The organism is Vibrio sp. IB15 (assembly GCF_016406055.1).
GTDB classification, from domain to species: domain Bacteria; phylum Pseudomonadota; class Gammaproteobacteria; order Enterobacterales; family Vibrionaceae; genus Vibrio; species Vibrio chagasii.
In genome coordinates this window covers 25,335-51,705 of sequence record NZ_JAEFCE010000036.1, presented here as the reverse complement: position 1 = coordinate 51,705, position 26,371 = coordinate 25,335, and the positions used below count along the sequence as shown (strand labels likewise).

Annotated in this window: 24 protein-coding genes; 9 read left to right on the top strand and 15 right to left on the bottom strand. The window is 44.9% G+C overall.

Going from position 1 to position 26,371, the window contains the following annotated elements:
• Positions 1-131 precede the first annotated feature (131 nt).
• The 9 genes from JC606_RS14245 to pspA form a co-directional block, all read right to left on the bottom strand.
• Complete coding sequence (locus tag JC606_RS14245; RefSeq protein WP_137407788.1) at positions 132-602, bottom strand: hypothetical protein; 471 nt, start codon at positions 600-602, stop codon at positions 132-134.
• Positions 593-1,564, bottom strand: coding sequence for a winged helix-turn-helix domain-containing protein (locus JC606_RS14240; protein WP_137407789.1), 972 nt, complete (start codon positions 1,562-1,564; stop codon positions 593-595). Before JC606_RS14240 ends, JC606_RS14245 begins: the two co-directional genes overlap by 10 nt.
• Positions 1,565-1,673: 109 nt before the next feature.
• A complete protein-coding gene (locus tag JC606_RS14235; RefSeq protein WP_198778799.1) occupies positions 1,674-2,243 on the bottom strand; it encodes a DNA-3-methyladenine glycosylase I in 570 nt (189 codons plus the stop codon).
• Between the two features lie 240 nt (positions 2,244-2,483).
• Positions 2,484-5,594: an efflux RND transporter permease subunit gene (locus JC606_RS14230; protein ID WP_137407791.1), complete on the bottom strand. Its 3,111-nt coding sequence runs from the start codon at positions 5,592-5,594 to the stop codon at positions 2,484-2,486.
• Positions 5,587-6,672 (bottom strand): efflux RND transporter periplasmic adaptor subunit, encoded by a 1,086-nt coding sequence (locus JC606_RS14225; protein ID WP_198778798.1) that lies wholly within the window; start codon positions 6,670-6,672, stop codon positions 5,587-5,589. The genes JC606_RS14230 and JC606_RS14225 overlap by 8 nt, the downstream gene beginning before the upstream one ends.
• Before the next feature lies 1 nt (position 6,673).
• Positions 6,674-7,708 (bottom strand): efflux RND transporter periplasmic adaptor subunit, encoded by a 1,035-nt coding sequence (locus JC606_RS14220; RefSeq protein WP_004742069.1) that lies wholly within the window; start codon positions 7,706-7,708, stop codon positions 6,674-6,676.
• A gap of 158 nt (positions 7,709-7,866) precedes the next feature.
• Complete coding sequence (gene pspC / locus JC606_RS14215) at positions 7,867-8,253, bottom strand: envelope stress response membrane protein PspC (RefSeq protein ID WP_008222647.1); 387 nt, start codon at positions 8,251-8,253, stop codon at positions 7,867-7,869.
• Entirely contained in the window at positions 8,246-8,479 is a 234-nt protein-coding gene (gene pspB, locus JC606_RS14210) for an envelope stress response membrane protein PspB (protein ID WP_198778797.1), read from the bottom strand. The genes pspC and pspB overlap by 8 nt, the downstream gene beginning before the upstream one ends.
• 14 nt (positions 8,480-8,493) lie before the next feature.
• Positions 8,494-9,165, bottom strand: a complete 672-nt coding sequence (gene pspA / locus JC606_RS14205; RefSeq protein ID WP_063522377.1) for a phage shock protein PspA — start codon at positions 9,163-9,165, stop codon at positions 8,494-8,496.
• A 269-nt stretch (positions 9,166-9,434) separates the two neighbouring features.
• On the opposite strand from pspA, the gene pspF reads away from it, so the two are divergent.
• From pspF to JC606_RS14170, 7 genes are all read left to right on the top strand, one after another.
• Positions 9,435-10,457 (top strand): phage shock protein operon transcriptional activator, encoded by a 1,023-nt coding sequence (gene pspF, locus JC606_RS14200; protein WP_198778796.1) that lies wholly within the window; start codon positions 9,435-9,437, stop codon positions 10,455-10,457.
• Positions 10,458-10,559: 102 nt separating this feature from the next.
• Positions 10,560-12,182 (top strand): ABC transporter substrate-binding protein SapA, encoded by a 1,623-nt coding sequence (sapA, locus tag JC606_RS14195; RefSeq protein ID WP_137407794.1) that lies wholly within the window; start codon positions 10,560-10,562, stop codon positions 12,180-12,182.
• Positions 12,182-13,144 (top strand): ABC transporter permease, encoded by a 963-nt coding sequence (locus tag JC606_RS14190; protein WP_061031741.1) that lies wholly within the window; start codon positions 12,182-12,184, stop codon positions 13,142-13,144. Before sapA ends, JC606_RS14190 begins: the two co-directional genes overlap by 1 nt.
• Positions 13,131-14,018, top strand: a complete 888-nt coding sequence (gene sapC, locus JC606_RS14185; RefSeq protein WP_061031742.1) for a putrescine export ABC transporter permease SapC — start codon at positions 13,131-13,133, stop codon at positions 14,016-14,018. The genes JC606_RS14190 and sapC overlap by 14 nt, the downstream gene beginning before the upstream one ends.
• Positions 14,018-15,019: a peptide ABC transporter ATP-binding protein gene (locus JC606_RS14180; protein WP_137407795.1), complete on the top strand. Its 1,002-nt coding sequence runs from the start codon at positions 14,018-14,020 to the stop codon at positions 15,017-15,019. The genes sapC and JC606_RS14180 overlap by 1 nt, the downstream gene beginning before the upstream one ends.
• Positions 15,016-15,798 (top strand): peptide ABC transporter ATP-binding protein, encoded by a 783-nt coding sequence (locus JC606_RS14175; protein WP_137407796.1) that lies wholly within the window; start codon positions 15,016-15,018, stop codon positions 15,796-15,798. Before JC606_RS14180 ends, JC606_RS14175 begins: the two co-directional genes overlap by 4 nt.
• Before the next feature lie 49 nt (positions 15,799-15,847).
• A complete protein-coding gene (locus tag JC606_RS14170) occupies positions 15,848-16,627 on the top strand; it encodes a DUF2927 domain-containing protein (RefSeq protein ID WP_198778795.1) in 780 nt (259 codons plus the stop codon).
• A 98-nt stretch (positions 16,628-16,725) separates the two neighbouring features.
• Here JC606_RS14170 and JC606_RS14165 read toward each other — a convergent pair whose 3' ends face one another.
• The gene (locus JC606_RS14165) at positions 16,726-17,115 is read right to left on the bottom strand and encodes a DUF2750 domain-containing protein (protein ID WP_004742050.1); all 390 of its coding nucleotides are present in this window, start codon (positions 17,113-17,115) and stop codon (positions 16,726-16,728) included.
• A gap of 150 nt (positions 17,116-17,265) precedes the next feature.
• A complete protein-coding gene (locus JC606_RS14160; protein ID WP_061031745.1) occupies positions 17,266-18,171 on the bottom strand; it encodes a manganese-dependent inorganic pyrophosphatase in 906 nt (301 codons plus the stop codon).
• 201 nt (positions 18,172-18,372) lie between these two features.
• Here JC606_RS14160 and JC606_RS14155 point away from each other — a divergent pair, with 201 nt between their 5' ends.
• Positions 18,373-19,587, top strand: coding sequence for a putative manganese transporter (locus JC606_RS14155; protein WP_198778794.1), 1,215 nt, complete (start codon positions 18,373-18,375; stop codon positions 19,585-19,587).
• Positions 19,588-19,865: 278 nt separating this feature from the next.
• Here JC606_RS14155 and torA read toward each other — a convergent pair whose 3' ends face one another.
• The 3 genes from torA to torE are packed head-to-tail and all read right to left on the bottom strand — an operon-like array spanning position 19,866 to position 23,767.
• Complete coding sequence (gene torA, locus JC606_RS14150; RefSeq protein WP_116870293.1) at positions 19,866-22,328, bottom strand: trimethylamine-N-oxide reductase TorA; 2,463 nt, start codon at positions 22,326-22,328, stop codon at positions 19,866-19,868.
• A 24-nt stretch (positions 22,329-22,352) separates the two neighbouring features.
• Entirely contained in the window at positions 22,353-23,534 is a 1,182-nt protein-coding gene (torC, locus tag JC606_RS14145; protein WP_061031748.1) for a pentaheme c-type cytochrome TorC, read from the bottom strand.
• A gap of 50 nt (positions 23,535-23,584) precedes the next feature.
• Complete coding sequence (gene torE / locus JC606_RS14140; RefSeq protein ID WP_137407799.1) at positions 23,585-23,767, bottom strand: trimethylamine N-oxide reductase system protein TorE; 183 nt, start codon at positions 23,765-23,767, stop codon at positions 23,585-23,587.
• 436 nt (positions 23,768-24,203) lie between these two features.
• Between torE and JC606_RS14135 the strand changes: the two genes are divergently transcribed.
• Positions 24,204-24,998, top strand: coding sequence for an ABC transporter permease (locus JC606_RS14135; RefSeq protein ID WP_137407800.1), 795 nt, complete (start codon positions 24,204-24,206; stop codon positions 24,996-24,998).
• A 341-nt stretch (positions 24,999-25,339) separates the two neighbouring features.
• On the opposite strand, the gene focA is transcribed toward JC606_RS14135, so the two are convergent.
• Complete coding sequence (gene focA, locus JC606_RS14130; protein WP_137407801.1) at positions 25,340-26,182, bottom strand: formate transporter FocA; 843 nt, start codon at positions 26,180-26,182, stop codon at positions 25,340-25,342.
• Between the last annotated feature and the right edge of the window lie 189 nt (positions 26,183-26,371).

The window sequence follows — 26,371 nt, the reverse complement described above, 5'->3', positions numbered from 1 at the left end:
AGGGTATGAACTCGCCAAGTCTCTTGATTAACCAGACTTGTGATCAAGAGACAGGGATATTCCTGCCTTTTTCAGTTCCGCGCATCAGCAGCCTATAACTCCACAACTAACGCACAGTGCTTCGTAATTCATTATTGAACTTGGTAGCATGTCCAATTAAAGATTTCAGAGCGGTGTTCATTAAACAGATATAGGGACTGCTCCTGCTCTAAAATCGAGTAATCAATGGTCACTCCTTTGTACTCACTGTATTCCTGGTTAATGATCGGATCATGAAACGGAGTGGCGGTTCTCACGTCAATAATGCTCATCGACAAATGATCCCCGTCCAAACCATAGTAACCAGAATAAAGGTTTTCCATTGTGCCTTCGGTGCCGTCTTTCTCAGTGATCGCCACAAACTCTCTCATGCTAAAAGTTTGGTCAGACTGAAAAGTAATGCTCATACGCTCATAAAGCGATTGATAAGGTTGATATGCCTGAGATAAGAAATCCGTTTTTAGCGTTTTACAATGCCATCGAGTGCCCGCCAGTGCATTTTGGTCTAGAAAAAAGCTCGCCGAAGCTATTACCAATAAAATGAGTAAGCCAATTAATCGCAAAAGTAGCTCCTCTTTTCCATATGAGCGGCAAATGAGTCAAAAGACGTCTCTACATTGAAAATCGTCGCCCCGTAATTGAGAGCCTCGCCATCCTTCCTTTGAACTAACATGTACAAAGCATCGCTCTCTGGTTGGTCGACAGATGGATAAATACGAACAAACACATCCACGTTGCAGTGACTAGGTATCACACTGGTCAGCTTTTCTGTTATCGCTGGTAGCGAATAGGAATCTCCATGAACAATATGGAAAAAATAGTGGTTAGTATTGTCTGTGTAACTATCACGATATTCCGACTTATCAATAAAGTAAGGCGTTGGCTTGTAGTAAGTTTGAAATAGGTTGAACGCTGTAACGAGAACACAAATAAGTGCGACTATATAACCAGCTTTAATAGCGTGTTTATTGCTAGTAATACTTGATAAGCCAGGTACAACCGAACCGTACGCTTGATTTGAAGTTATAGGGTCCGAAGTGATAGTCGACGAGTTCTCTTCAGGCTCTTGGCTTGTCGTGGATGGTTTATTTGCTGGTGCAATCGACACTTCTTTAATAGCAGGCTTTGCTATCATACTCGCCACAGATGCAGACTGGGCTTCACCAAGGTCTGCTTGAGGCGTAGCTTGTTTTTTTGAACTTGTCTTTTTCGACTCGTCGATTTCAAGAGAATAGCCGGTTTTACTGACAGTGCGGATCGTTGCGCAGCCACAGGTTACCCTAGATAGTGTTTTTCTGATCTTTGAAATTACATTGGTAAGCGCTTGTTCCGAGACAATCACATTGCCCCAGCATCTATCAAATATCAGACCTCGTTCGATGCACTCGCCAACATTTTCAAGCAAGAATAGGAATACCTTACCTTCAAGTGGCGCGATAGTTTCTACGTGTCCATCTTCACGCACAAACTGCCTAAGCAAGGGATCATAACTAGCATCACATATTTGGTAGTTTTGTTGTTTCACTATCGTTTTCTATCTTTAAACTCGGTCGCATATAATATTGAATAGTTTATAAATGGCTAGTGAATTTTCCAATTTTCGAGCAATTATTTCGCGACGCTAAATAATACTTTTATTTGTTGTAAGGACAACACACCATATGGTCATTAACCATACCGGTAGCTTGCATGAACGCGTAACAGATTGTTTCACCTACAAACTTAAAGCCTCTCTTTTTTAAAAACTTACTCATGGCTTTAGATTGCTCAGTAGAAGCAGGGACTTGTGACATCTCTGTCCACTGATTATCGATCACCTTATTATCAACAAATTGCCACAAGGCATTTGATAAAGAGCCGAACTCCTTTTGAAGCTCCAGCGCTGCACGAGCATTGTTGTACACGGAAGCAATCTTGCCCTTATGCCTAACCACATCAAAATTTTCAATGATATTGGGTACATTATCTTCATCGAGCTCGGCTAATTTGTGTAAGTCGTAGTTCTCAAATGCCGCGCGATAGCCTTCTCGTTTTTTCAGTATAGTAATCCAACTCAGACCCGCTTGAGCACCCTCCAAAGTGATGAATTCAAACAACACTTGGTCATCGTAGACAGGTACGCCCCACTCCGTATCGTGGTATTCCCTTTCAAGTTCGTGTTTAAATGCCCATGCACAGGTTCTTTCCACGGTATTCGCTTCCATTTCGATAATCTCACTTAAGTAATACCAATCACAGTAAGTAAGTGATCATAAATAGCGCAGGAAAAAGGCTTAAGAACAAGGCCGAAATTTCCGATAAGTAGTTATTCTACAATCAAAATTTCTAACGCAGTTATTGAGCGTTTTAACCAGCTAGGATGACCAGTTATTTACTACGATTGGTATAAAAGTACATAAAAATAATGCCCCAGTTAGGGGCATTAGCTCAAAAGTAAATTAGAGTTACGCTACGTCAATTTTATGGAACAGGCGGTACAGTACCGGTACAACGATAAGCGTCAGTACCGTCGCAAAACCCAAACCAAACATAATGGTAACAGCCATTGGCTTGAAGAAAATATCAGGCAACAAAGGAATCATACCTAGAATCGTCGTAATCGCTGCCATACATACCGGGCGAACACGACTTAGTGCAGCATCAACAACAGCAACATAAGGATCCTTACCTGACTTCATCTCAATCTCGATTTGGTCAAGCAGTACGATACCGTTCTTCAAAAGCATCCCGGATAGACTCAAGAAGCCTAACAGAGCCATAAAGCCAAACGGGGTGTTTAAGGCCAACAAGCCAGTCGTTACACCGATTAAAGCCAGTGGTACCGTTAACCATACGATCAGCGGCTCTTTTACTGAGTTAAACAGGAACACGGTGATCAAGAACATGAACAAGTAGCCAAGAGGCATGGTTGTGAATAGTGACGCCTGCGCATCCGCAGATGACTCATACTCACCACCCCACTCAAGAGAATAACCCGGTGGCATCTCAATCGCTTCTATTTGTGGCTGTAGGCGCTTCTGTAGTGTAGAAGCGGTTTCTTCGCCCAGTAGGTCAGGATCCGCCATGACTGTCAGCATACGCTTACGATTCTTACGAATGATCAGTGGATCTTCCCATTCCAACTCATAACCCAAAGTCACTTGTTGCAGTGGAATGTATTCACTTAACGCAGGGCTCCAGATCTTCATACCTTCGATGTTACGAATATCGACACGCTCATCTTCTGGTAAACGAGCCACGATCGGCATCAGCGTTGTACCATCACGGTACACACCTATCGACTTACCAGAGAAAGACATCGCGAGGAAATCATCAACATCAGACTTAGTGATACCGTAACGACGAGCTTGGCTTTCGTTGAATTGAGGCTCTAGTACCTTAGTTCTTTCACGCCAGTTGTGGCGGACGTTAAACGCTCCGCTATCAGCGCGCATTACATCCATCACTTGTGCTGCGATTGAACGTAATACCGTTGGATCAGAACCTACAATACGAGCCTCAATCTTCGCACCGCCACCAGGACCTAACTCAATCTGTTTTAGCTTGTAGTCGATCTCAGGGAACTGACCATCTACGTGATCACGGAAGCGCTTCATTAACCCTTCAAGCACTTCGTAACTTTTCACACGAACCGTTATCTCGCCGTAAGCGCTATAACTTTTCTCAGGTGCGTAAGTTAGCATGAAACGTTGCAAGCCTTTACCTGCAGTCGTCGTGATATGTTCTACTTCGTCCTGTTCAGCCAGCCAACCTTCTAGCACTTTAAGCTTGGTGTTGGTTGCTCGAATATCGGTACCTTCTGGCATCCACACATCGACTTGGAACATCGGTGTTGTCGACGATGGGAAGAAAGCTTGTTTTACGAAACCAAAACCGTAAACACTCGCACCTAGACCTATGACTAACACAGCCATCGTCAACCATGCACGCTTCATACAGAACTCTAAAAAGTTCTTATAGATAACAAAGACCATCCCGTTATACGGATCTTTGCCCTCATTATCTGCATCGACCTTCTGACCTTTAAAGAAGATATCGGCAAAGAATGGCGTAATTGAGATAGCCGTAAACCAGCTCAACATTAGCGAGATAAGTAGAACCGTGAACAAGGTGCCACAGTACTCACCCGTCGAGTCTTCAGACAAACCGATAGGCGCAAATGCCGTTACCGCGATAACCGTTGCACCGAGCAATGGCCATTTGGTCTGAGTTACGATATCAGTCGCGGCCTGCATCCGGGTTCGCCCCTTCTGCGTGCCGATCAATATCCCTTCGACCACCACTATGGCGTTATCCACCAGCATCCCCAGTGCTATAACCAATGCACCCAGTGAGATACGTTGTAGATCGATTTTGAAGTACTGCATAAAAATGAAGGTACCAAACACGGTCAGTAGCAGTATCAAGCCAATCAACAGACCGGAACGCAGACCCATGAAGAACAGCAGCACCACGATTACGATCGCAACCGCCTGCCCCAAGCTCACCACAAAGCCGCTTACTGATTTATCTACTTCCTTCGGTTGGTTATAGACCTCTGAAATGTCGATGCCAACTGGCTGTTGGTATTTCAATTCAGCAAGTCTGCGGTCAAACGCTTCACCCACCGCGACCACGTTTACGCCTTGCGCAAAGGACACACCAAGGTTAAGTGCTAGTTTGCCGTTGTAGCCAATAATGTTAGTTGGTACTTCAACATAACCACGGGTTACCTCTGCCACATCTTTTAGGTAGATGAGGCCTTGAGCGCCACCTTCGGTTAGGATCAAATCACCCAATTGCTCTACGTTCTGGAACTCGCCCGTAGGATGGATACGAATGTATTCGTCACCAATTCTCACCGCACCCGCACTGGAAACAATGTTTTGAGTCGATAAAAGATTAAATACCGTGTTTGGCGAGATACCCAAAGAGCTGATCCGCTTCATCGAGATTTCGATGAATACTTGCTCTTGCTGCTGACCAGAAACAGAAACTTTACTGACCCCATCAACCAGTTCCAGCTCACGCCTTAAATAATCGATATAGTCCAACAGCTCTTTGTAGCTGTAGCCATCACCGGTTACCGCGAGCAAAATACCGTAAACATCACCAAAATCATCAATGACTTGTGGGTCGTTCACACCAGGCGGCAGTGACACTTTCAAGTCATTCACTTTTCGACGAAGTTCATCCCAAATCTGTGGCAGATCGTCTGGGCCATAGTTGTTCTTCATCGTTACCGTAACCTGAGACAGGCCACGACTGGAGATAGAGTTAACCTCATCAACATAGGTGAGTTGTTGGATTGCTTTCTCTAATGGATAGGTTACTTCCTCTTCTACTTGCTGAGGTGTCGCACCTGGATAAGAGGTGACAACCATGGCATCTTTGATGGTAAAGGCCGGGTCTTCTAGACGCCCCAAACCAAAGAAGGCAGAAACACCCCCAATCAGGAAGATCAACGAGAGCATCCAACTGATGACTTTATTGCGAATAAAGTAAGCCGCTACACCCGTGATCTGGTCATCACCCTGCTGAGCGTCATTCTGGGGCTTGTTATTTGCTTCACTCATTGTTCGCCTCCTGAGATAATACTTCCACTGTCATCCCATCTCGCAATCGCGATACGCCCGCTACAACTATATGTTGCCCCATATCTAATCCTTTGATTATTTGCAACGTTTTCTGGTTGGCTTTGCCTAATACCACTTTCTGCTTTGAAACTGTGCTGTCGTCATTAATGACCCAAACGAATGAGTTCTTACGAGTCAGTTCATCGCCGTCAGCATTGAATACCGCCTCAATAGGCACTAAAACACCAGCTTTCAGTTCTAAGCCAATATCTCGACCATGTGAGGTAACGTCGACCGCCATACCGTCCAGAATCAGATCGTCTTCGGGCATCGGTAGTGCCAAGGTCACGGTAAAGGTTCCGGTGCTTGGATCTGGCTCTGTTGTGAACTCTTTAATGCCAGCTGGGTACTCATTGCCACTTGGAACTCGCACCAAGGCCGTCACATTTTCAAGGATGGTTTCGCTAGGTTGATTCACGTAGATTTGATCAGGTAGCTGAATCACGACCTCAACATCCTCAACGCTGTGAATATTCACGATTTGCTGACCTACTTGAATGTTTTCAAATTGGTCGACACTGACACGGGAAATGATGCCATCAAAGGGAGCTTTGAGCTTAGTGAAAGACAAGCGAAGCTTCGCCAGTTCTAACTCGGCGTATGCAATCTGACGTTGAGCGGCAATCTCATCAAACTGAGACTTCGCGAGTAAGCCCTTTTTCACTAGCGGTTTTGAACGCCTGAACTGGCTATTCACCACGGTATATCGAGCTTGAGCATTATCAACGTCCAATTGATAGTCCGTAGGGTCAAGCTCAGCAATCACATCCCCAGCTTCAACTCGTTCGCCCTCTTTAACATCGAGCCTGTATATCTCGCCCGCCACACGAAAGCTCAGATGTGCTTTTTCCGCCGCATTGGCAACAGCTGGGAAATAGAGTTTGTCATTGAAATCTAATACTGAAATCTCAATTGCTTTAACTAATGGAATGTTCTCGGCTTCTACTTGAGGCTTTTCTCCACAAGCAGTAAGTAAAGCTAAACATGACAGTCCTGTCGCTAATTTAAATGCACTCATGTTATAGCCCCCTTTCCTTGATCCACTCTCGAACCTTAATGCCGGATTCAAGGCCATTCACACCAGAAGTTACGATGCGGTCGCCGTCGTTTAGGCCAGAGACAATATGACGTTTTTCATCAATCACGATCGCGACTTTTTCAACGATACCATCACTGTTCACTCGCCAAACTGAGACATCATCGCCATCAGTCATCATGGCAGAGGTCGGGATTTTGGTTGCAGCGGCTTGAGCCGACACAAGATTCACGGTACCAGACATGCCTGGCAAGATGCCGATATCGGTTGGTCTTTCCATCACCATGGTGACTTTATATGAACCCGTTTTAGGGTCAGCTTCCGTATCAACCTCTTGGAACGTCAGTACGTAGGAGTTTTCAGGAAACGCATCAAATACCATGGTCGCATCGGTTTCAAACCCAGAAGAAAAGCGCGTAATAAGTTGGTCGGGCAATAAGAAAACGACTTTAAGAATCTGATTGGTTTGAATATTCATGACGCCTTCTTTAGCGGCAATATACTCATGATTTTCAGCTGGAATAATGGAAATGGTGCCATCATAAGGGGCAACTAAAGTGGTGTAGCGAAGATTCGCATTCGCTTGATTAAGCATCGCGCGAGCTGAGTTATGGTTCGCTTTCGCTTGGTCGAAATCTTGCTCTGACACTACGCGGTCTTTACGCAGTTTGATCGCACGTTGGTACTGAACATCGGCAAGCTGAAAGTTCGCTTTTGCTTGCTTCTCTAGCAGTTGATATTCATCAGGGTTTAGCATGGCGAGTTTATCGCCTTTCGACACATGCTGACCTGCGGTCACGTCGATGCTCTGTAATAATCCGGGAACACGGAATGCGAGTACCGCTCTATCACCGGCTTCAGTTGTAGCAGGGAAATTACGCTCAAAAGCATTGTTACCGACGGAGACAGTGAAGAGTTTGGCGGGTCTAGATTCAGGTTCAGGTACGGGAGGAAGCTCCTTACCACACCCAGACAACCCAGCTAAGGCTGTCAATAGGACAAGGGAGGCTCTATACATTGGTGATCATCCATATCTATAAATATTTTTATAACATAGATTAATCGCATGTATCTTACCAGTCGGCGTAAGATTTATTTAGAGAAAATTATTAAAAAAAATAACGGCTTGGAATAAATTTTCCTAAACCGTCATCTTATATTTTTTAGGTCTTGCCGCTACATGTTCTTAAATTCGCGGTTCACTTTAAACGTATCGGATGTGACATAAGCTTCCATGTTGCGGACACTGGTCTCTAACTTCTGGAAATCACCCTCTAAAGTGTTCAATAGTGACTCTGCAGTTTGCCCTTTTTCCCAAGGCTTTTGCTTGAGCGTATGCTCTTGTTTAGCCTTCATTTGATCGACATACTGAGGTGGTTGTTTTTCAAGCATAAATGTCAAAGCAATATACGCCAATAACACCAAAAAACTACCACCGAGCAGTGCAGCAGAGATAACCATGATGCGAACCAACCAGACTTCAAGGCCGAAATAGTTCGCCAACCCTGCACACACGCCAGACAACTTACCGTTAATTGGATCGCGATACAGATCTCTACTCATAGTTTCGTCTCCAGTTAGGTGACTCCGCATCCAGTATTTTTTCTAGCGTTGTTACACGATCTTGCATCGATTCTGCCTGTACTGAAAGCTTGTGCAGGCGTTGAAGATCCGTTTCCGATAGCCCATTACTGGATTTCTTCTTGCTGCGGTAATGTAGGAATAACCATAGCGGTGCCACGAAGATCAAAAAGACAATCAGTGGACCTGCAATTAGAAATGTGGACATAGACAACTCCTGAATTATTTATCGCGGTTTTCAACTTGTTGCTTCAGTTTCGCTAGCTCTTTTTCAATTTCATCTTGAGCTTGTAGTTCTGCAAATTCTTGGTCTAACGATTTTGCATTGCCTGTCTTCGCGTAAACATCCGCTTCAGCTTCTAATTCATCCACTTTACGCGAGAATTGCTCAAACTTCGCCATTGCTTCACTGGTTTTGCTTGAGTGCAGGTGTTTTTGTACATCACGACGGTTGCTTGCTGCGTTGTTGCGGATCATCAGTGCTTGTTGCTTGGCACGTGTTTCTGCGATCTTGGTTTCAAGCTTACCAATCTCATTCGTTAGTTTCTCAATCGTTTCATGCACTAACGTTTGCTCTGTGTGAAGGCTCTTGATGATGTCTTCCAGCTTTTGCTTTTCGATCAGCGCCGCTCTCGCTAGATCTTCACGTTGCTTGGTCAGTGCCAGTGTCGCTTTATTCTGCCAATCAAGAATCTGAGTTTCGATAGCTTCAACTTTACGAGCGAGTTCTTTCTTGTCCGCGATAGCTTTTGCTGAGTTAGTGCGAACCTCTACCAATGTATCTTCCATTTCTTGGATGATCAGGCGAATCATTTTTTCAGGATCTTCAGCCTTGTCTAATAATGCGCTGATGTTTGAATTTACGATATCTGCAAAGCGAGAAAAAATACCCATGAGGAACTCCTTAATTTCAATAATGGCAAATGCGATTTAAATCGTTGTGCGACTCATCACCACTTGCTCGCTAATTTACGTTTGTTGCTAAAACTACCATAAGTAATCCAAGTTATGTGCCAACTTTTAAGGCATTAATTATCAGTCACTTACAATGTAATGGCGATTAACCTGAACCATGCTATGATGAATTTAACCAAGTATTGGTATTTTTCACCACTACAGTCTAAATGACCTCCACCAGCGCTCAGCTAACACAAGGACCCGGTATGCAGCAGAATCTTATTGGTGAATCACCTAGCTTTCTTTCTGTTTTGGACAAAGTTTCTCAACTGGCTCCAATAGAGAGGCCTATTCTGATCATTGGAGAGCGTGGTACAGGTAAAGAGCTGATTGCACAAAGGCTGCATTACCTCTCAAAGCGTTGGGACCAGCCTTTGATCTCGCTAAACTGTTCAACACTAAGTGAAGGCTTGATTGATTCAGAGCTGTTTGGTCATGAGTCAGGCTCCTTTACCGGCTCAAAAGGTCGTCACCATGGCCGATTTGAGAGAGCGGAAGGCGGCACACTATTTCTTGATGAACTGGCAACAACTCCCCTTGCAGTGCAAGAAAAGCTATTGCGTGTTATTGAATACGGACAGTACGAACGTGTCGGCGGGCAAAAAGCGCTAAGCGCAAATGTAAGGCTGGTGTGTGCAACTAATGCTGACCTGCCAGAGATGGCATCTAAAGGCGAATTTAGAGCCGATTTATTAGATAGGCTCGCCTTTGATGTCATTACTATCCCTCCGCTTCGTGAACGCAAAGAGGACATCACATTACTGGCTGAATACTACGCCATTAAGATGTGCCGTGAATTAGAACTCGAGTTGTTTGTTGGCTTTGCGCCATCGGCCATAGAATCCTTACTGGAATACTCTTGGCCAGGGAATGTAAGAGAACTCAAAAACGTCATTGAGCGTGCCATCTATCAACATGGTAAGAACCCATACCCTATTGAATCTTTGGTATTTAACCCGTTTAAACCAGCATGGGATAAGAATCAAGAATCGACTCAAGACATTGGCAATGAGTCATCCAACAGCCATACTTCTTCTGAAGGTTCGTTTTCTTTGCCCCTTGATTACAAAGCGTGGCAAGAGCAGCAAGACATCAAGCTGCTCAATCAAGCGTTAAAACAGAGCAAGTACAACCAAAAACACGCCGCCGAATTACTCGGACTCACCTACAACCAATTAAGGGGAATGGTGAGGAAGTACGCGATTGTCGGACAAGGCAGTGAGAAATAGCCACACTCATAGGATTATTATTTGGAGCCGAATAAATAAAATGTTAAATTATCCGGATCTTGAGGCACCTCTAACGCCTCGTTTCGAAAAGTATTTCTTTTTATGAAAGCACTAATAAGACTATCACTGAGCATCTGCACGCTGAGCTTTTTAGCCGGATGTGGTGAGAGTGTGAATCACGATCAAATTCGTGAAAAAGGCTTCATTTATTGCGGCCAAGGTAATCCTAGTACCTTCAACCCTCAATTGGTTGATAGTGGAATTACAGCAGAATCGCTGAGCCCGCAAATCTTCGACACGCTGCTCACACTCGATCCTATGACTTATCGACCACAGCAGAATCTAGCAACAAACTGGTCTGTCGATAAATCAGGTACTGAATACACTTTCAAACTGCGCCCTAACGTCGCGTTCCAGACCACAGGCTGGTTTACGCCAACCCGTTCTATGAACGCGCAAGATGTGGTTTTTAGTTTCGAACGTATCATTGATAGTTCCAACCCCTTCCACTATGTGGGCGGTGGTCTATACCCATGGTTTGCGGGCATCGACTTCAAGAATTTGATTGTCGATATCACGGCAGTGGACGACTTAACGGTTAAATTCCAATTGAGTCGCCCAGATAATTCTTTTCTAAATAACATCGCGACCAGTTACGCGGTGATTCACTCTAAGGAATACGCGAACCAACTCGTGGCTGCTGATGAGAAGAATGAAATCGACTCGAAGCCGGTTGGTACTGGTCCATTCTATCTGGATGAATATCAAATCAATGACTTGGTGCGTCTTAAAAAGAACAAGCATTACTGGAAAGGTGATGTGCAAATGGACCAAGTGGTTTTCGATACCTCACAACGCGGAACCGGCACCCTCGCTAAGTTGCTGCGCAATGAATGTGATGTGTTGAACTCGCCAATTTCTAGCCAGATCCCAATCATTCAAGCACATAAAGAGCTGCAGATATCCGCGACACCAGCGGTGAATGTCTCTTTCATCGCCCTTAATACAGAGCACCCAGCCCTACGCGACTCTCGCGTACGTAAAGCGCTGAACTTGGCTATCAACCGCCAGAATATTCTTGATTCGGTGTACTACGGTACAGGTACCAAGGCTTATACACTGCTGCCTCCGACATCTTGGGCTCATCAGAAAGACAATGTTCAAGTGCGTTATGACCGAAACTATGCGATAGCCCTTCTCAAAGAAGCTGGCGTAGAGCCGGGATTAGAGCTTTCAATGTGGGTGCCGCTAGAGCCAAGAGCTTACAACCCAAGTCCGCGTAAAACTGCGGAACTTATCCAAGCTAATTTAGCGGACATCGGCATCGAATTGAAACTTTACACTGACGATCGATTCGACCGTACACAACTGTCTTCGATCGCCTCAACAGATCTCCTGTTAACAGGCTGGATCGGTAATACTGGTGACCCTGATAACTTCTTGCGCCCTCTGCTCTCATGCAGCTCTGAGCGCGCAGGTCTCAACGTATCGATGTGGTGTAATTCAGACTTTGATTTCCTTCTGGACTTAGCCTTAGAGATCAACCAACAAAGGCACCGTGTAAACTTGTATCGCCAAGCCCAAAACATTCTCAACGAGGAAGTACCCGTGATTCCTCTGGCTCACGGAGTGCAGTTCCGCGTACATGATCGTTCTTTAACTGGCTTCAAACAGAGCCCGTTCAATGCCCAACCTTTTGATCAAGTCAGAAGAGAGGTGCACTGATGTTTTGGTATACATTAAGACGCATTAATCTGTTCGTTATCACGCTTGCGATCCTGACGATGGTCGGCTTTTCGTTGCTGCGACTCGATCAAACCTCACCGTGGGCGATTCAAGATTTCTGGCCCGGTTGGATAAGCTATATCACAGAGCTATCAACACTAAACTTTGGCTTAAGCAAGCACGGTACACCAATCATTGATGAGCTTGTGGTCGTTTTCCCAGCGACATTAGAGCTGTGTTTCTTTGCCTTTGTATTAGCGCTCTTAATTGGTATCCCTTTTGGGACTATCGCGGGCATGAGACAAGGTAAATTTGTCGACACCACTATCTCGTTTACCTCGATGGCAGGTTACTCTGCACCTATATTCTGGGTCGCACTATTGATGATCATGGTCTTCTCACTGCATTTTGAGATGTTCCCTGTTGGCGGGCGATACGATCTACTTTATGAGATTGAACATGTGACTGGCTTTGCGATCATCGATGCCTTTTTTGCTGAAGGTCGCTACCGCGCACACGCTTTGCAAAGTGTCATCGAGCACATGGCGCTGCCGTGTCTTGTTTTAGCATTAGCACCAACGACTCAAGTTATTCGTCTCATGCGAGCATCAGTGGCTGAAGTAATGACGCAAAACTACATTCGCGCGGCGCGTATTAAAGGTCTATCAACAAGAGAGATCGTTACTCAACATGTATTGCGCAATGCGATTCCACCGATTATTCCTAAGGTCGGTGTTCAACTTTCAAGTATGTTAACGCTTGCGATCATTACGGAATCTATCTTTAACTGGCCGGGAATTGGCCGCTGGTTATTGGATGCTTTATCGAATCAAGATTACGTTTCTATTCAAGCTGGCGTAATTGTGGTGGCAACTCTGGTTTTGACTGCAAATATTCTGTCTGACCTGCTAGGCGCTATGGTCAACCCACTGGTAAGGAAGGAATGGTATGCTAACAAATAACGTCTACCAGGAAGAACAGATTCCTACCCAGTTTGAGCGCTTCTGGCGTAGCTTCCGCTCTAACAACCTTGCGATGTTTGGCTTGTGGTGTTTGATACTTATCATTCTGGTGACGATCACTTCTCCGTGGTTAGCTCCCCATGACGCACAAGAGCAAACGGGTCATCTTTTAACACCGCCATCTTGGGATCCAGCAGGTACTGTTGAATATTTCTTGGGTACAGACGATCTAGGCCGAGATATTCTTTCTCGCTTAATCATTGGCTCTCAGCTTACCTTTGGTGCGGCGGTCGTGATTACCTTTATCGCTGCCGTTATTGGCTGTCTCATTGGCGTGCTTGCGGGTATGACGCGTGGTTTGCTATCAAGTACTCTAAACCACCTGCTTGATACGGTGATGTCGATTCCGTCTCTGCTACTAGCAATCATCTTTGTAGCATTCCTTGGCTTTGGCGAGTTCAATATCTTGCTGGCCTTATGTTTGGCATTGATTCCGCGCTTTATTCGCTCGGTCTACATTGCCGTGCATGCTGAGGTAGAGAAAGACTATATTCTGGCTTCTCGCCTTGATGGTGCGAACGACTTCTACCTGCTGTGGAACTCGATTCTTCCAAATATTCTTACTGTGGTGGCACTAGAAATTACACTGGCGTTATCCGTCGCAATTCTTGATATCACCGCCTTAGGCTTCCTTGGTCTTGGCGCTCAGGCACCAAGCACCGAATGGGGCTCTATCCTAGGTGATTCTGTAGAACTTATTTATCTCGCACCATGGACAGTAACCCTACCTGGCCTAGCCATTATGTTTACAGTAATTGTGATTAACCTCGTCGGTGAAGGTGTTCGCCAAGCGCTAAATGCAGGAATCGAATAATGCCATTACTTGATATTCGACATCTAACTATCGAAATTGAGACTCCTCAAGGGATGGTTAAAGCGGTAGATCGAATGAGTATTACCCTCAATGAAGGGGAAATTCGTGGTTTAGTAGGTGAATCAGGCTCTGGTAAAAGCTTGGTTGCTAAAGCGATCGTTGGTGTTTGTAAAGAAAACTGGAAGGTATCCGCTGACCGTATGCGACTCGGGAATGTTGACCTGCTTCAACTGACCCCTAAAGAGCGCAGACGTGTCATTGCTCGTGATATTGCGATGATTTTCCAAGAGCCATCAACGTGTCTTGATCCTTCAGAAAAAGTGGGCAATCAACTGATCGAAGCCATTCCCTCACACGCCTTTGAAGGTCGATGGTGGCAACGATTTAAGTGGCGCAAGAAGCAAGCTATCGCTCTGTTGCACAAAGTCGGCATCAAAGATCACTCGCGCCTATTGGACAGCTACTCTTACGAGCTCACTGATGGTGAGTGTCAAAAGGTGATGATCGCGATGGCGATCGCTGCCAAACCGAAAGTCTTGATTGCCGATGAACCAACCAACGACTTGGACCCGATTACCCAGTCTCAGATCTTGCGATTATTGAGCCGAATGAATCAGCTCCATAACACGACAATCATCCTGATCGGCCATGACTTAACGACCATCACTCAATGGGCGACTCGAATTACTGTTATGTACTGTGGTCAGTCTGTTGAATCTGCGGATACGCAAAAACTGTTGGATGCACCAAAGCACCCATACACGGTGGCTCTGTTGAAAGCGATGCCAGACTTCAACGACTGGATTCCACACAAAGAGAAACTTCAGTCGCTACCAGGATCGATTCCTCCACTACAACATCTTCCTATTGGTTGTCGATTGGGTCCACGTTGCCCTTACGCGCAAAGACAGTGTGTGGAAATCCCACATACTAAACGAATCAAAAACCATAAGTTTAACTGTCATTTCCCTCTGAATATGGAGAAGAAAAAGAAATCATGAGTGCATTATTAGAAGTCAGTGAATTATCCAAAGACTTTACGACTCGCTCTGGTCTTTTCCGTAAAAAGATTCATCAAGCGGTGAAGCCGGTAAGCTTTACGCTTGAAGCAGGCCAAACGATCGGCTTTATTGGTCAAAACGGCTCTGGTAAATCGACGTTAGCAAGAATGCTAGCAGGCATGGTAGAACCGACTGCGGGTGAGATTCGTGTAAACGGTGAAAAGCTAGAGCATAAAGACTATTCGACTCGCTGTAAGTTGATTCGCATGATCTTCCAAGATCCCAACACATCGCTTAACCCGCGTATTCAGATTGGCCGTATTCTGGAAGGTCCACTGAAGCGAAACACCAACATGCCGCCAGAAGCCCGTATGCGCCGTGTAAAGGACACACTATTACGTGTAGGTCTTCTACCAGAGCATGCTTACTTCTACCCTCAGATGCTTGCAGCGGGCCAGAAACAAAGAGTTTGTCTAGCTCGCGCCCTGATACTTCAGCCATCAATCATTGTCGCTGACGAAGCTCTGAACGGTCTAGATATGGCAATGCGTTCTCAGATCATCAACCTATTCTTAGAACTTCAAGAAGAGATGGGCGTATCCTTCGTCTACGTATCTCAACACCTTGGCATTGTTAAGCACATCACCGATAAGATCATCGTGATGCACGAAGGTGATGTGGTTGAGAGCGGAGACACCGATGAAGTGTTAACCAACCCAGGTCACCAAATCACCCAAAGACTGGTTGAGAGCCATTTCTCCAAAGCGCCAAACCACTAAGCTGAAACGACTAAGCTAGAACCACGCTATGTTCAGTAGGAGGGAAAGTATGTTACGAGCTGCTACAATGCTTCCCCTCTTGCTTGTTAGCCTCTCATTTAAAGCGGCAAGCACACCGCTTACTTGGTTAGATAAAGCCTTCATAGAAACCGCGTTTTATAACGTGGCACTGCAACACGAATACTCCTCAGGAACAAAACCACTCGCCAAATGGCAGCAACCGATCAAAATTTGGATTGACCATCGTGTCGGCGATAAAGAGCTTCATCAAGAACTCGCAGAGCTGCATATCCAACACTTAGCTCAAGTGACCCAGCATCCTATCTCACTCGTCGATAAAGAGTCTGAAGCGAACGTTAAGTGGATATACACGAGGCAGAGTCAGTGGTTGTCTGAGGCGAAATCAGTACTCAAGCTCAAATCAACTCAGCATTTAAATAGCGCCATCTGTACGGCGGGTTATCGAACCAATTCTCAAGGTGAGATTGTTTACGCTGGGATTGTAATTCCCGTAGATCAGGCAAGATCTCGAGGCAAGCTCGTCGCCTGTATCGTAGAAGAGATCACTCAGGTTCTAGGCCTGCCCAATGATTCAGATAAAGCCTACCCTTCTATTTTCAACGACCACACGCCAGAAGACTTATTATCGCCGTTAGATGTAGTGCTACTGCAACTATTGTATGAACCAGAACTAAAAGCTGGAATGACAAAATCTGAAGTAAAACCTATCGTTCGAAAGATACTCAGGAGATACAGCAAAACAGGTGTGCTTCAACAAGCTTCTAAAGCCGCACAGCAAGCACCCTTGTATCAGTTGATTGGATATTGACGAATACAAGTTGGAAGCAACTTAGATGGGATAATTGAATGATAGCGCTACCTAAGAAAGGCAGCGCTGACTTACGATGTTACGGTATGACGAAAGAACTAGCGCTTAGCAGCCTGTTTTTTCAGCTCGAAGTCGAATTCATCAGGGAACAGGATAACGCCTTCTTCTTGCTCATTAGGGAATACAACCACAGCAAGTTCGTCGTCTTCTAGGCCATTTGTCCAGCGACTGTGCCATTTATTTAATGAGATAGACTCAGCCTTACACTCAGCCCAGTCACCTGTCGCCCATGACTCAGCAAACTCTTGATTTGGCCATACAGGTACGCAATCTTCGTCTTCTGTGTTTAGCATTACACAACCGTGCTCATCGGTTAAGATCCATACTTCACGGTTTGCTACGATTTCTTTCACACAGTACTTTAGGCGTTGCTCACCCGTATACTTATTGATTTCTGCGATTCTTTTATCGTCTAGCTGTGTAGTCATCTTAATTTCCTACTTTAGTCAGTAACTTTGCGCTTAAAGTTATTTTATGCAGAGTGCTTTTAACTGCAAATATTATCGATGAAGAAAAGTGCTCACTTCAAAGAAAAACGCCTGCTAAATTTAGCAGGCGTTTATTATTAAGTGACTTGATTAAACAAGCTCACCTTGTAGCCAAGGCCAGCCTTGCTTCTTACGGCTCAACGTGTTTTCCATCATTAGCATGCCGTCTTTTTCGTGCTTAACCAATTTCTCAGCCCATTCACCTTTGTAAAGAAGGCGAGTTTGAGCAGTAGTGATGTCAGTTAGCATTACAGCTGCAAATGCTAGACCGTCTTTCTCACAACGCTCTTCAAGATCCGCTTCAAGCGCTTCGATCATGCCGTCAACTTGCTCAAGAGTCGCAAGCTCAACTTGACCAACAACAACATCGCGACCGTTGAATGGGTAGCCTTTAAGGTCTTTTTCTACTAGTTGTGCAGCAGATAGGCCTTCGATGTTTGTTTTAGCGATTAGAAGTGCTTTGATGAATGCATCAACGTCTTCTACGCCAGCGATTTCAGCAAGTTCAGCAACCGCGTCTTTGTCTTTTTGAGTACAAGTTGGAGATGCGAAACCAACAGTGTCTGAAAGGATTGCAGACATCATTAGCTTAGCGATTTGTTGAGAGATAGCGTGACCTTCAATCTTGAACATGTTGAAAAGTACTGTGTTTGTACAACCAACAGGCCAGATCCAAGCTTCCATAGGGTTTACTGTCATCACGTCGCCTAGACGGTGGTGATCGACAATACCTAGGATCTCTGCATCAGCAACATCATCTGGTGCTTGTGCTAGATCTGAGTAGTCTACTAGCCAGATTTTCTCACCAGCAACAGAAGTACGAAGTTCTGGCATGTCTGCACCAGCAACTTCAAGAATGTGTTGAGTTTCGCGGTTGATCTCGCCTTGGCGAATTGGTGTCGCTTCTTCGCCACGAGCTTTAAGAAGCTCAGTTGCAACTAACGCACTACAAATACTGTCACTATCAGGGTTTTTGTGACCAACAACTAAAATCATGTTTCTTCCTATTACACTAACAATTACGACTCTACCTATAGAGCCTCTCTTTATTAGGCATACTTTACCCTATTTTTTTAGATTGGTCATGTTTCGTCGGTTTCTCCCACATCCAGAATAGATAAAAAAAACAAAGATGCAATTGATAATTATTATCATTCGTATATATTAATCCTAAGACATCTATTTTGAGTAACACCTATGGACCGACTAATCTCTTTATTACCAAGCAGTCGCGCTTCGAAAACAACTCAGTTTTCACTCTCATTCAAGCGCCTACTGTTACCTATTTCATTAGCAGCTTTGGTCGCGGCACCTGCAACGCGTGAATTGACCGTAACCACATTATCAGACGCCTTCTGGGCGGTATCTTGTTATGTCGCTTTAACCCTAGCGGTCTACCACTGGTTGAGTCTTTACATCAACAAAGACAACGTATTCAGCAAGCTGGTCCATCAGTCTCGCTCTAACCAAGTTGTGTTCGCCGCCTTAATGGGTGCCCTACCCGGCTGTGGTGGCGCAATCGTAGTAACCACTCAGTTTATTTCAGGTAAGCTCGGGTTTGGCGCTGTCGTCGCCGTGCTCGTATCCACTATGGGTGATGCTGCCTTTCTACTTATCGCCAGCGAGCCAAAAACGGGATTAGCTATGATGGCGATGGGGGTCATTGTTGGTACTGCGTCAGGCCGAATCATTAACCTATTCCATGCCGATGATTTCTTACGCCCAAAACAAGCTGAGACAAATGTATCTGCCGCTAACTGTTCGTCTCAATCTCAGACCAAAGAAGCGGTGTCTAAAAAAGCGATTAACCTGCAAGGCTACCTTTGGTCGGTTCTAATTATTCCTGGAGCAGCGGTTGCCCTACTTGGCTCTTTTCAAGTTGATGTCAACGAACTGCTCGCCTTACCCGAGATGTCTATGGAATGGGTCGGCGCAATTCTGTTGATTAGCTCAATGTTTCTTTGGGGGCTAACTCGCGAGATTGAAGATTACAAATCGGCGGTAAGTGAAGATGAAAAGTGTGTCGGCTCTCACCCACTTCAAAAGACCGCTCAGGACACAAACTTTGTTACCGCTTGGGTGGTGGTTGCCTTTTTGTTCTTTGAGTTTGGTTCTGTGATAGCAAATGTTGATTTTGCGACGCTATTCTCAAGCTGGGGAATTATGCTCCCCCTGGCTGGAGTCCTGATGGGTTTGCTACCGGGCTGTGGGCCACAATTATTGGTGACTAGCCTTTACCTTTCAAGTGCGCTTCCACTTTCAGCACAGATAGGTAATGCAATTTCAAATGATGGTGATGCCCTATTCCCTGCCATTGCAATGGCACCTAAAGCTGCATTAGTCGCTACGTTGTACTCTAGTGCGCCCGCATTAATCTGCGCATACGGATATTGGTTTATGTTCGAGGTTTAGATCTCAAAGCTCGATAAGTCCCTATTTAGGTCGGTACTTGGTATCGACCTTTTTGCTTTCTAACCCTTGGTCACTCTAATCACTACTCTCCACCGCTCTTATTTGTAAACGCCCTCTAACCTATACAGTTACTAGCTCCCCCTCAATACGCTTCTAAACGCGCTACACAGTTGATTGACCGTAAATACAAGGACAGTAGATAAAATACAAAAAGCCCCTGTAAGAGTGCTTACAGGGGCTTTAATTCAAGCTTTAATCTTAGCTTTTACGCGAGATGCTTAAGAAACTTCGATTGGGCCACCGAATGAAGTTACTGGAGGCAGTTTGCCTTGGAACTTCTCGAAGTCGACCAAACATGTGTTTGCTGACGTCGCTTGAGCTAGCTCAGAAGTACCGATGTCTTGAGTTAGTGTATTTGGATCGCCGTATGTATCTAGCGCGCCCACTTTCTCGTTGATCGGGCCGTACCAAGCGCCTTCTTCGATACGTACAACACCAGGAGCGTAGCTATCCATTAGAACAGCACCTGCTAGTAGTTGACCACGGTCGTTGAACACACGTACTACGTCACCGTCTTTGATGCCTTTCTTCTTAGCATCAACTGGGTTGATGTAGATTGGCTCACGGCCTTGTACCGCGTAAGTCGCACGCCACTCTTCAGATTCACACATCTGAGAGTGAAGACGCTTGTCTGGGTGACAAGATTGTAGCCAGTACGGGTGTTTGTCAGAGCCTGGACCACCGTGTGAACGTTCAGATTTCTCGAACCACATTGGGTGTTCCTGACAGTGCTCGTAACCCATGTTGCCAACAGTACGGCTTGTGATTTCGATGAAACCAGAAGGTGTACCTAATGCGTTGATCTCTGGGTCTTCACGGAATGAAGCGTGACGAGTCCATGGCTTACCTTTACCGAAGTCTAGGAAGCCTTTTTCCCAGAACTCAGCGAACTCAGGCATTTCGAAGCTGCCTTCGTTTGCTGCGCGACATTCGTCGTACAGAGATTTAACCCACTGCATTTCGTCCATACCACGCGTGTAATCGTCGTAACGACCCCAACGTTTAGTTAGGCTAGACATGATCTCGAAGTCAGTCTTAGACTGGAACAGAGGATCCACTAGTTTATGCATCGCGATCAAACCACGGCCTGAGTATGCGCCGTAACCATCGATATCGTTACGTTCCCACTGAGTACATGCTGGAAGCACGATGTCAGAGTGACGACAAGTTGCAGTCCAAGCGAAATCAACAGCAACTACAGTTTGTAGGCTCTTGAATGCTTTACGCATCTTGTTGCGATCTTGGTGGTGGTGCCACGGGTTGTTACCACTGAATACCATCATCTTAATATCAGGCAGTGTTACCGTTGCGCCATTCGCTTTGATCTTCTTACCAGGCTCTAGCAAGCTATCAACCCAACGAGCAACTGGGATTACGCGGCTGTAACCGTTGTAATCTGTGTTTGTGTACTTAGGTTTCTGACCTTGGTCGATGTTCAGCGGGAAAGAACCCGGAGCAGCGAAACCAGTTGAAGATACACCGATACCAGAGTAGTGGTGACCGTAAGAGATACCACCGCCAGGTAGACCAATTTGACCAACCATTGCTGCGATAACTGCACACATCCAGTAAGGCTGCTCACCGTGTTGTTGACGCTGGATACTCCAACCAACAAGAATTTGTGTACGACCGTTAACCAGCATCTTAGCGAAGTCACGGATAGAATCCGCGCTAGCGCCACAGATAGCAGAAGCCCACTCTGGAGTCTTCTCAACTTTATCTTTCGTTTCACCTTGAACGTACTTGATGAAGTCTTCAAAACCTAGACAGTAAGTTTCGATGAACTTCTTGTCGTATAGACCTTCATTGTAAAGTACGTGAGCAACACCAAGCATGAACGCCACGTCAGTTTGTGGGTTGATGTAGAACTGCTCGTTTTCTAGGTAACGGCCTGTTTTGTTCTTAACAGGGTCAACAGAAACAACGTTGATTTCTTTCTTAGCAACTTTCTCTTTCAGCTGTTCTAGGTATGCGAAAGACTCGTGAGTCTCACATGTCCAACCTACTTGAAGGTTTTTAACTGGATCGTTACCCCAAAGAACAATGTTGTCACTGTTTTCTAGGATAAGTTCCCAAGATGTACCTTGTGCGTAAACTTCAGTAGAACCCAGCACGTAAGGCATGATCGTTTGACCAGCACCTGTTGAGTAGTCACCGATTTTCTTCACAGAGTAACCGTGAAGTGCCATTGCACGTTGCATGTGGTTAGTACAGCTGTGGAACTGACCAGTTTGTCTCCAACCAGTTTGACCAGTGTGAAGCGCCCATGGACCGTAATCTTTCTGTACGCGCTCTAGTTCGCGGTAAACAAGGTCTAGTGCCTCATCCCAAGTCACACGAATAAAGCGGTTGTTACCACGCGTGTCAGCGCTGTATTTGTGCTTCTTAAACCAATCTAGGCGAACCATTGGGTAACGCACACGAGATGGGCTGTAGATAATACCTTTAATACCTTTCAACATCTCTGTTGGGTGTTGATCGATTTCTAAAGGTTTAATTTCTTGTACTTTACCCGCGTAAACGCGAGCTCGGAATGCACCCCAGTGAGAACCAGAGACTTTCCATGTGCCGTCTGTTTCTGCAGCAGATGCTGAAGCCGACGCCAATAAGCTTGGACCGATAACCGATGCCGCACTCGTCGTTGCGACACCTTTCAGAAAACTTCTTCTTGTAATTGCCATTGTGTTACTCCAATTGACGTCTTATTAGTGATGGCCTTCAGAAAAATCTGATGAGTGCTTCTGTAGATACTTAAGAACCAATGCTTCTGTATCTGTATCGAAGTTAACGAATGCAATCATACCATCTAGCATGCCTACCCAACCGTTAGCACTGAAGTGCGCTTCATCTGGTTGTGAGTGACAAGTTGAACAGTTAGATTGATACGCTTGACCAGCGGCGTTCCAGATTGGATCGAAGTTATCAACCATAGACTCTTTCTTCATCCAAAGTGCTAGGTTAACTTCTTCCCATGGAAGGCCAGTTAGCTCATCTTCTTTCTTCTCGCCAACAGTGATTACGTCACTTTGAGATACTTCTTTCGTCAAGATCGCTGTTGAGATGTTCATACCGAAGTCTTCTTGGATTACACGTCCGAAGCCTTTCGCTTTACGCCAACCGTCGATTTGAATCTTGATCATGTCGCCTTTCTCATCGATCACAGCAACTTTACTTGCAGGGCTTAGTAGACCCGCTTCAACGGTTGCAGTCTCATCCGTGTACATTGGAAGGTGACGAATTGAAATCACGTCTGAACCATTAGAGTAAGAAGTGCTGCTAGCAACTTGCTCAAGCTCACCAACGATACCACTAGCCGATTCCATATCTAATGGAAGGTTGTGAGCAATACCTTTGTGACAGTCAACACAGCTTTGATCACGCTCTGCTGCGTTCTTCATTTGAATACGCGCTGTTGGGCGCATGTTCTCGAAATCCATTGAATCGTAGTTGTGGCAGTTTTTACACTCTAGAGACTTGTTCGAAGAGAAACGGTCCCATTCGTGTTTAGCCAATTCAATACGACGAGCTTCGAATTTCTCTGGCGTGTCTAGATCACCAAATACTTGAGCGAATACTTCTTTAGATGCTTGCATCTTACGTGCGATCTTTGCTGTCCATTCATGTGGAACGTGACAGTCAGGACAAGTAGCACGCACACCAGAAGTGTTTTTCCAGTGAACCGTTTCTTGTAGCTCTACGTATACGTTGTCACGCATGGTGTGACAGCTTACACAGAACTCTTCTGTATTTGTGTGTTCTAGCGCTGTATTGAAACCGCCCCAGAAAATAACACCGGCGATAAAGCCACCCATAGTTAGTACACCCAAACTGATGTGTACTGCTGGGCGAGTCATCGTGCGCCATAATTTAACTAAAAATGATTTCATGTTTAGCTCTCTTAAATATTGATTTTAAAAATTGTTGTTACTAGAGGGCATTACATGCCGCCGTGAGCACCAGGAGGTCCGAATACAAACACTTGTAATGCCCAAACTAGGAAGCCGTAACCACCTACAAAAGCAACACTTAATATTGGAAAGAGAACCACTGCAATGAAGAGGAAAGATTGCCACTCCAGCGAGCGTTTTTCGCCAGTTTCAATTTTGTTAACATCACTCATACATTTTGCCTATTTTGTATTTAGTAATTTCGAGTAGCCCATTCTAGGGGGCTAAAGTTCTTGAGTATCTAACAACAAATTTTAACCATACGCAAAGTAGGGTTCAATGAAATCTCCCGTTATAACCCTTGCTAATCAATACTTTTTTGAGCTCATCCAGAGTTGTTTTCAGTTAAAGAAACATATTAAAAAGTATTAACAAATGTGAAGAATTAAGTACATTTCAAAGATGTTAAAAACCAACATCTATGCAACTACATTGTAACCGTTTTTAACGTTTGACCTACTAAGTAGTAGCTAAAAATGCCTTAAACGACCAATAATTTGTACTCGCATTGTTAATTTATTGAGTACTTTTTGAATTCACTGTTGAAGAGCTGAAATGCATCATTTGGCACTTTCAGATATGATGTGTATCCAATTAAAAGGAAGCACTATGCAAGACGTTATAGACATATCTTGGTGGCAGTTGCTGTTTTTTAGCTCACTTCTTATCCTGCCCATTGCAATTAATCACAAACTGAAATTAGGTCTGGGTAAAGAGGCCACTATTAGCATTGTTCGCATGGCTATTCAGCTATTTCTAGTTGGTGTTTACTTGGAGTACCTGTTCACTTTGAATAGCTTATGGGTCAACTTATTGTGGTTGTTCGCCATGATAATAGTGGGTGCGAGCTCAATTGTTGAAAAGTCCAAACTGCCCCAAAAGCTACTGCTAGCCCCGGTAGCCGTTAGCCTTGCAGTGACCTGTGTCCCTATTGTTCTATTCATCTGCTTTTTTATTATTAAACCGACGCCGCTATTTAATGCGCAGTACCTTATTCCCATTGCGGGGATGTTATTAGGCAATAGCTTAAGCAGTAATATCGTGGCACTGCAGAACTTGTTTGGTGCTTTTGAAACCCAAAGGTCAGAATATGAAGCAGCAGTCGCCCTAGGAGCCGCACCAAGCTACGCTGCTGCACCTTTTGTACGTACAGCGATCCAGAAAGCGATGTCACCGATTATAGCGTCTATGGCTACGACCGGCTTAGTAACGCTACCAGGAATGATGACAGGACAAATTCTTGGAGGGGCTTCGCCAATGATCGCAATTAAATATCAACTGATCATCATGTTGGCTATTTTCGTGATGATGAGCTGCTCTTTGGCCCTCGCATTACACCTATCTTTAAAGACATCACTAACTAAAGAGGGGCGAGTTCTCGCCCAAATCCAACCTTCGAAATAACCTCTCACCTCTTTTGAGATCTGGTTACTCACTGAATTTGAGACAGGTTATCCACAGAATCTGTGGATAACCAAATCAATATAGATCCTTTTTTGTCCACTTCGCCCTTTCAAAAGATCATTCACATTGATCTTTGCTTACTTTCAACGACATATACACATGTGCTGATCATTGTTGTTGAGTCTTTTCTTAGTAATTGAGGACATGAACGACATGGTTTTCCACAAATAAAAAACGGCCTGCAATGCAGACCGTCTTTTTAATGTCATAAGTAAGTTGAGTGTTTAAGTGAGCTTCATCAACAGCTCTGACTACTCACTGATAACTAGTGGCGCTATATCTTAGTCACGCAGGTAGATTAACCAGTACCACATGCCGACAAAGATGCCACCACCGATGATGTTACCTAAAGTCACAGGCAATAGATTATTCATCAGAAAGTCGATCATGTTTAAGTCGACATAATCGGCAGGGTTAGCACCTGTCATGGCCCAGAACTCAGCAGGAGCAAATGTCTTGATACCGATAGCAAGCGGAACTTGGAACATATTTGCAATACAGTGCTCAAAGCCTGCTGATACAAACATCGCTACTGGTAGGATCATCACTGCGATCTTATCAGTGAGTGTGCGTCCGCTGAATGTCATCCATACCGCGATACACACCAGCACATTACACATGATGCCAAGCGCGACCGCTTGAATGAAATCATGGTGCATTTTGTGTTGAGAAATCGCCATCGCGTTTAAGCCAACCTGACCATGATCAAACATGTATTGCTTCGTCAGTAGCATACAAGCCACCAGCAATAACGCACCAATCAGGTTTCCAATGTAAACCGTCGCCCAGTTTTTCACTAAGGTGTGCCAAGTGATCTTGCCACTTGCACGAGCCACCAAGGTTAGTACCGAACTGGTAAACAGTTCACCGCCAGTAACTACAACAAGAATTAAGCCTAAGCTAAATGCTAGGCCGCCCAACAAGCGAGTAATACCCCATGGCAGATCGCCAGCACCAGTCGTTACGATAGTGTAGAACACAAACGCAATACCGATATGGATACCAGCTGAAATCGCTAGAAGAAAAGATTTGATTGGATCTTTGGTTGCTTTACCTACGCCAATATCTGCAGCGCGCTCAGCCATTTGTGGCGGTAATAATGAGTCAAATTGGTTTAGATTCATGATGATTTACATTTTGAAACATGTCGTCGGGAGCGCGATAATCCTCTCTTTCATTTCTTAATTCAAGAGCTATTTTAAGCCTTAATTCTCCTCACCAACCAAGAACACGCCAAACCTGGAATGATATTGAAATTTCATACGACTTTAGTAGTAAAAAGAAAAGTCTGGTGAATGAAATTTCACCAACGA

Excerpts from the sequence above, each read along its gene's own strand:
- JC606_RS14235 (WP_198778799.1), bottom strand. The coding sequence starts at position 2,243 with ATGGAAGCGAATACCGTGGAAAGAACCTGTGCATGGGCATTTAAACAC.
- JC606_RS14230 (WP_137407791.1), bottom strand. The coding sequence starts at position 5,594 with ATGAGTGAAGCAAATAACAAGCCCCAGAATGACGCTCAGCAGGGTGAT.
- JC606_RS14225 (WP_198778798.1), bottom strand. The coding sequence starts at position 6,672 with ATGAGTGCATTTAAATTAGCGACAGGACTGTCATGTTTAGCTTTACTT.
- JC606_RS14220 (WP_004742069.1), bottom strand. The coding sequence starts at position 7,708 with ATGTATAGAGCCTCCCTTGTCCTATTGACAGCCTTAGCTGGGTTGTCT.
- pspC (WP_008222647.1), bottom strand. The coding sequence starts at position 8,253 with ATGAGTAGAGATCTGTATCGCGATCCAATTAACGGTAAGTTGTCTGGC.
- pspB (WP_198778797.1), bottom strand. The coding sequence starts at position 8,479 with ATGTCCACATTTCTAATTGCAGGTCCACTGATTGTCTTTTTGATCTTC.
- pspA (WP_063522377.1), bottom strand. The coding sequence starts at position 9,165 with ATGGGTATTTTTTCTCGCTTTGCAGATATCGTAAATTCAAACATCAGC.
- pspF (WP_198778796.1), top strand. The coding sequence starts at position 9,435 with ATGCAGCAGAATCTTATTGGTGAATCACCTAGCTTTCTTTCTGTTTTG.
- sapA (WP_137407794.1), top strand. The coding sequence starts at position 10,560 with ATGAAAGCACTAATAAGACTATCACTGAGCATCTGCACGCTGAGCTTT.
- JC606_RS14190 (WP_061031741.1), top strand. The coding sequence starts at position 12,182 with ATGTTTTGGTATACATTAAGACGCATTAATCTGTTCGTTATCACGCTT.
- sapC (WP_061031742.1), top strand. The coding sequence starts at position 13,131 with ATGCTAACAAATAACGTCTACCAGGAAGAACAGATTCCTACCCAGTTT.
- JC606_RS14180 (WP_137407795.1), top strand. The coding sequence starts at position 14,018 with ATGCCATTACTTGATATTCGACATCTAACTATCGAAATTGAGACTCCT.
- JC606_RS14175 (WP_137407796.1), top strand. The coding sequence starts at position 15,016 with ATGAGTGCATTATTAGAAGTCAGTGAATTATCCAAAGACTTTACGACT.
- JC606_RS14170 (WP_198778795.1), top strand. The coding sequence starts at position 15,848 with ATGTTACGAGCTGCTACAATGCTTCCCCTCTTGCTTGTTAGCCTCTCA.
- JC606_RS14165 (WP_004742050.1), bottom strand. The coding sequence starts at position 17,115 with ATGACTACACAGCTAGACGATAAAAGAATCGCAGAAATCAATAAGTAT.
- JC606_RS14160 (WP_061031745.1), bottom strand. The coding sequence starts at position 18,171 with ATGATTTTAGTTGTTGGTCACAAAAACCCTGATAGTGACAGTATTTGT.
- JC606_RS14155 (WP_198778794.1), top strand. The coding sequence starts at position 18,373 with ATGGACCGACTAATCTCTTTATTACCAAGCAGTCGCGCTTCGAAAACA.
- torA (WP_116870293.1), bottom strand. The coding sequence starts at position 22,328 with ATGGCAATTACAAGAAGAAGTTTTCTGAAAGGTGTCGCAACGACGAGT.
- torC (WP_061031748.1), bottom strand. The coding sequence starts at position 23,534 with ATGAAATCATTTTTAGTTAAATTATGGCGCACGATGACTCGCCCAGCA.
- torE (WP_137407799.1), bottom strand. The coding sequence starts at position 23,767 with ATGAGTGATGTTAACAAAATTGAAACTGGCGAAAAACGCTCGCTGGAG.
- JC606_RS14135 (WP_137407800.1), top strand. The coding sequence starts at position 24,204 with ATGCAAGACGTTATAGACATATCTTGGTGGCAGTTGCTGTTTTTTAGC.
- focA (WP_137407801.1), bottom strand. The coding sequence starts at position 26,182 with ATGAATCTAAACCAATTTGACTCATTATTACCGCCACAAATGGCTGAG.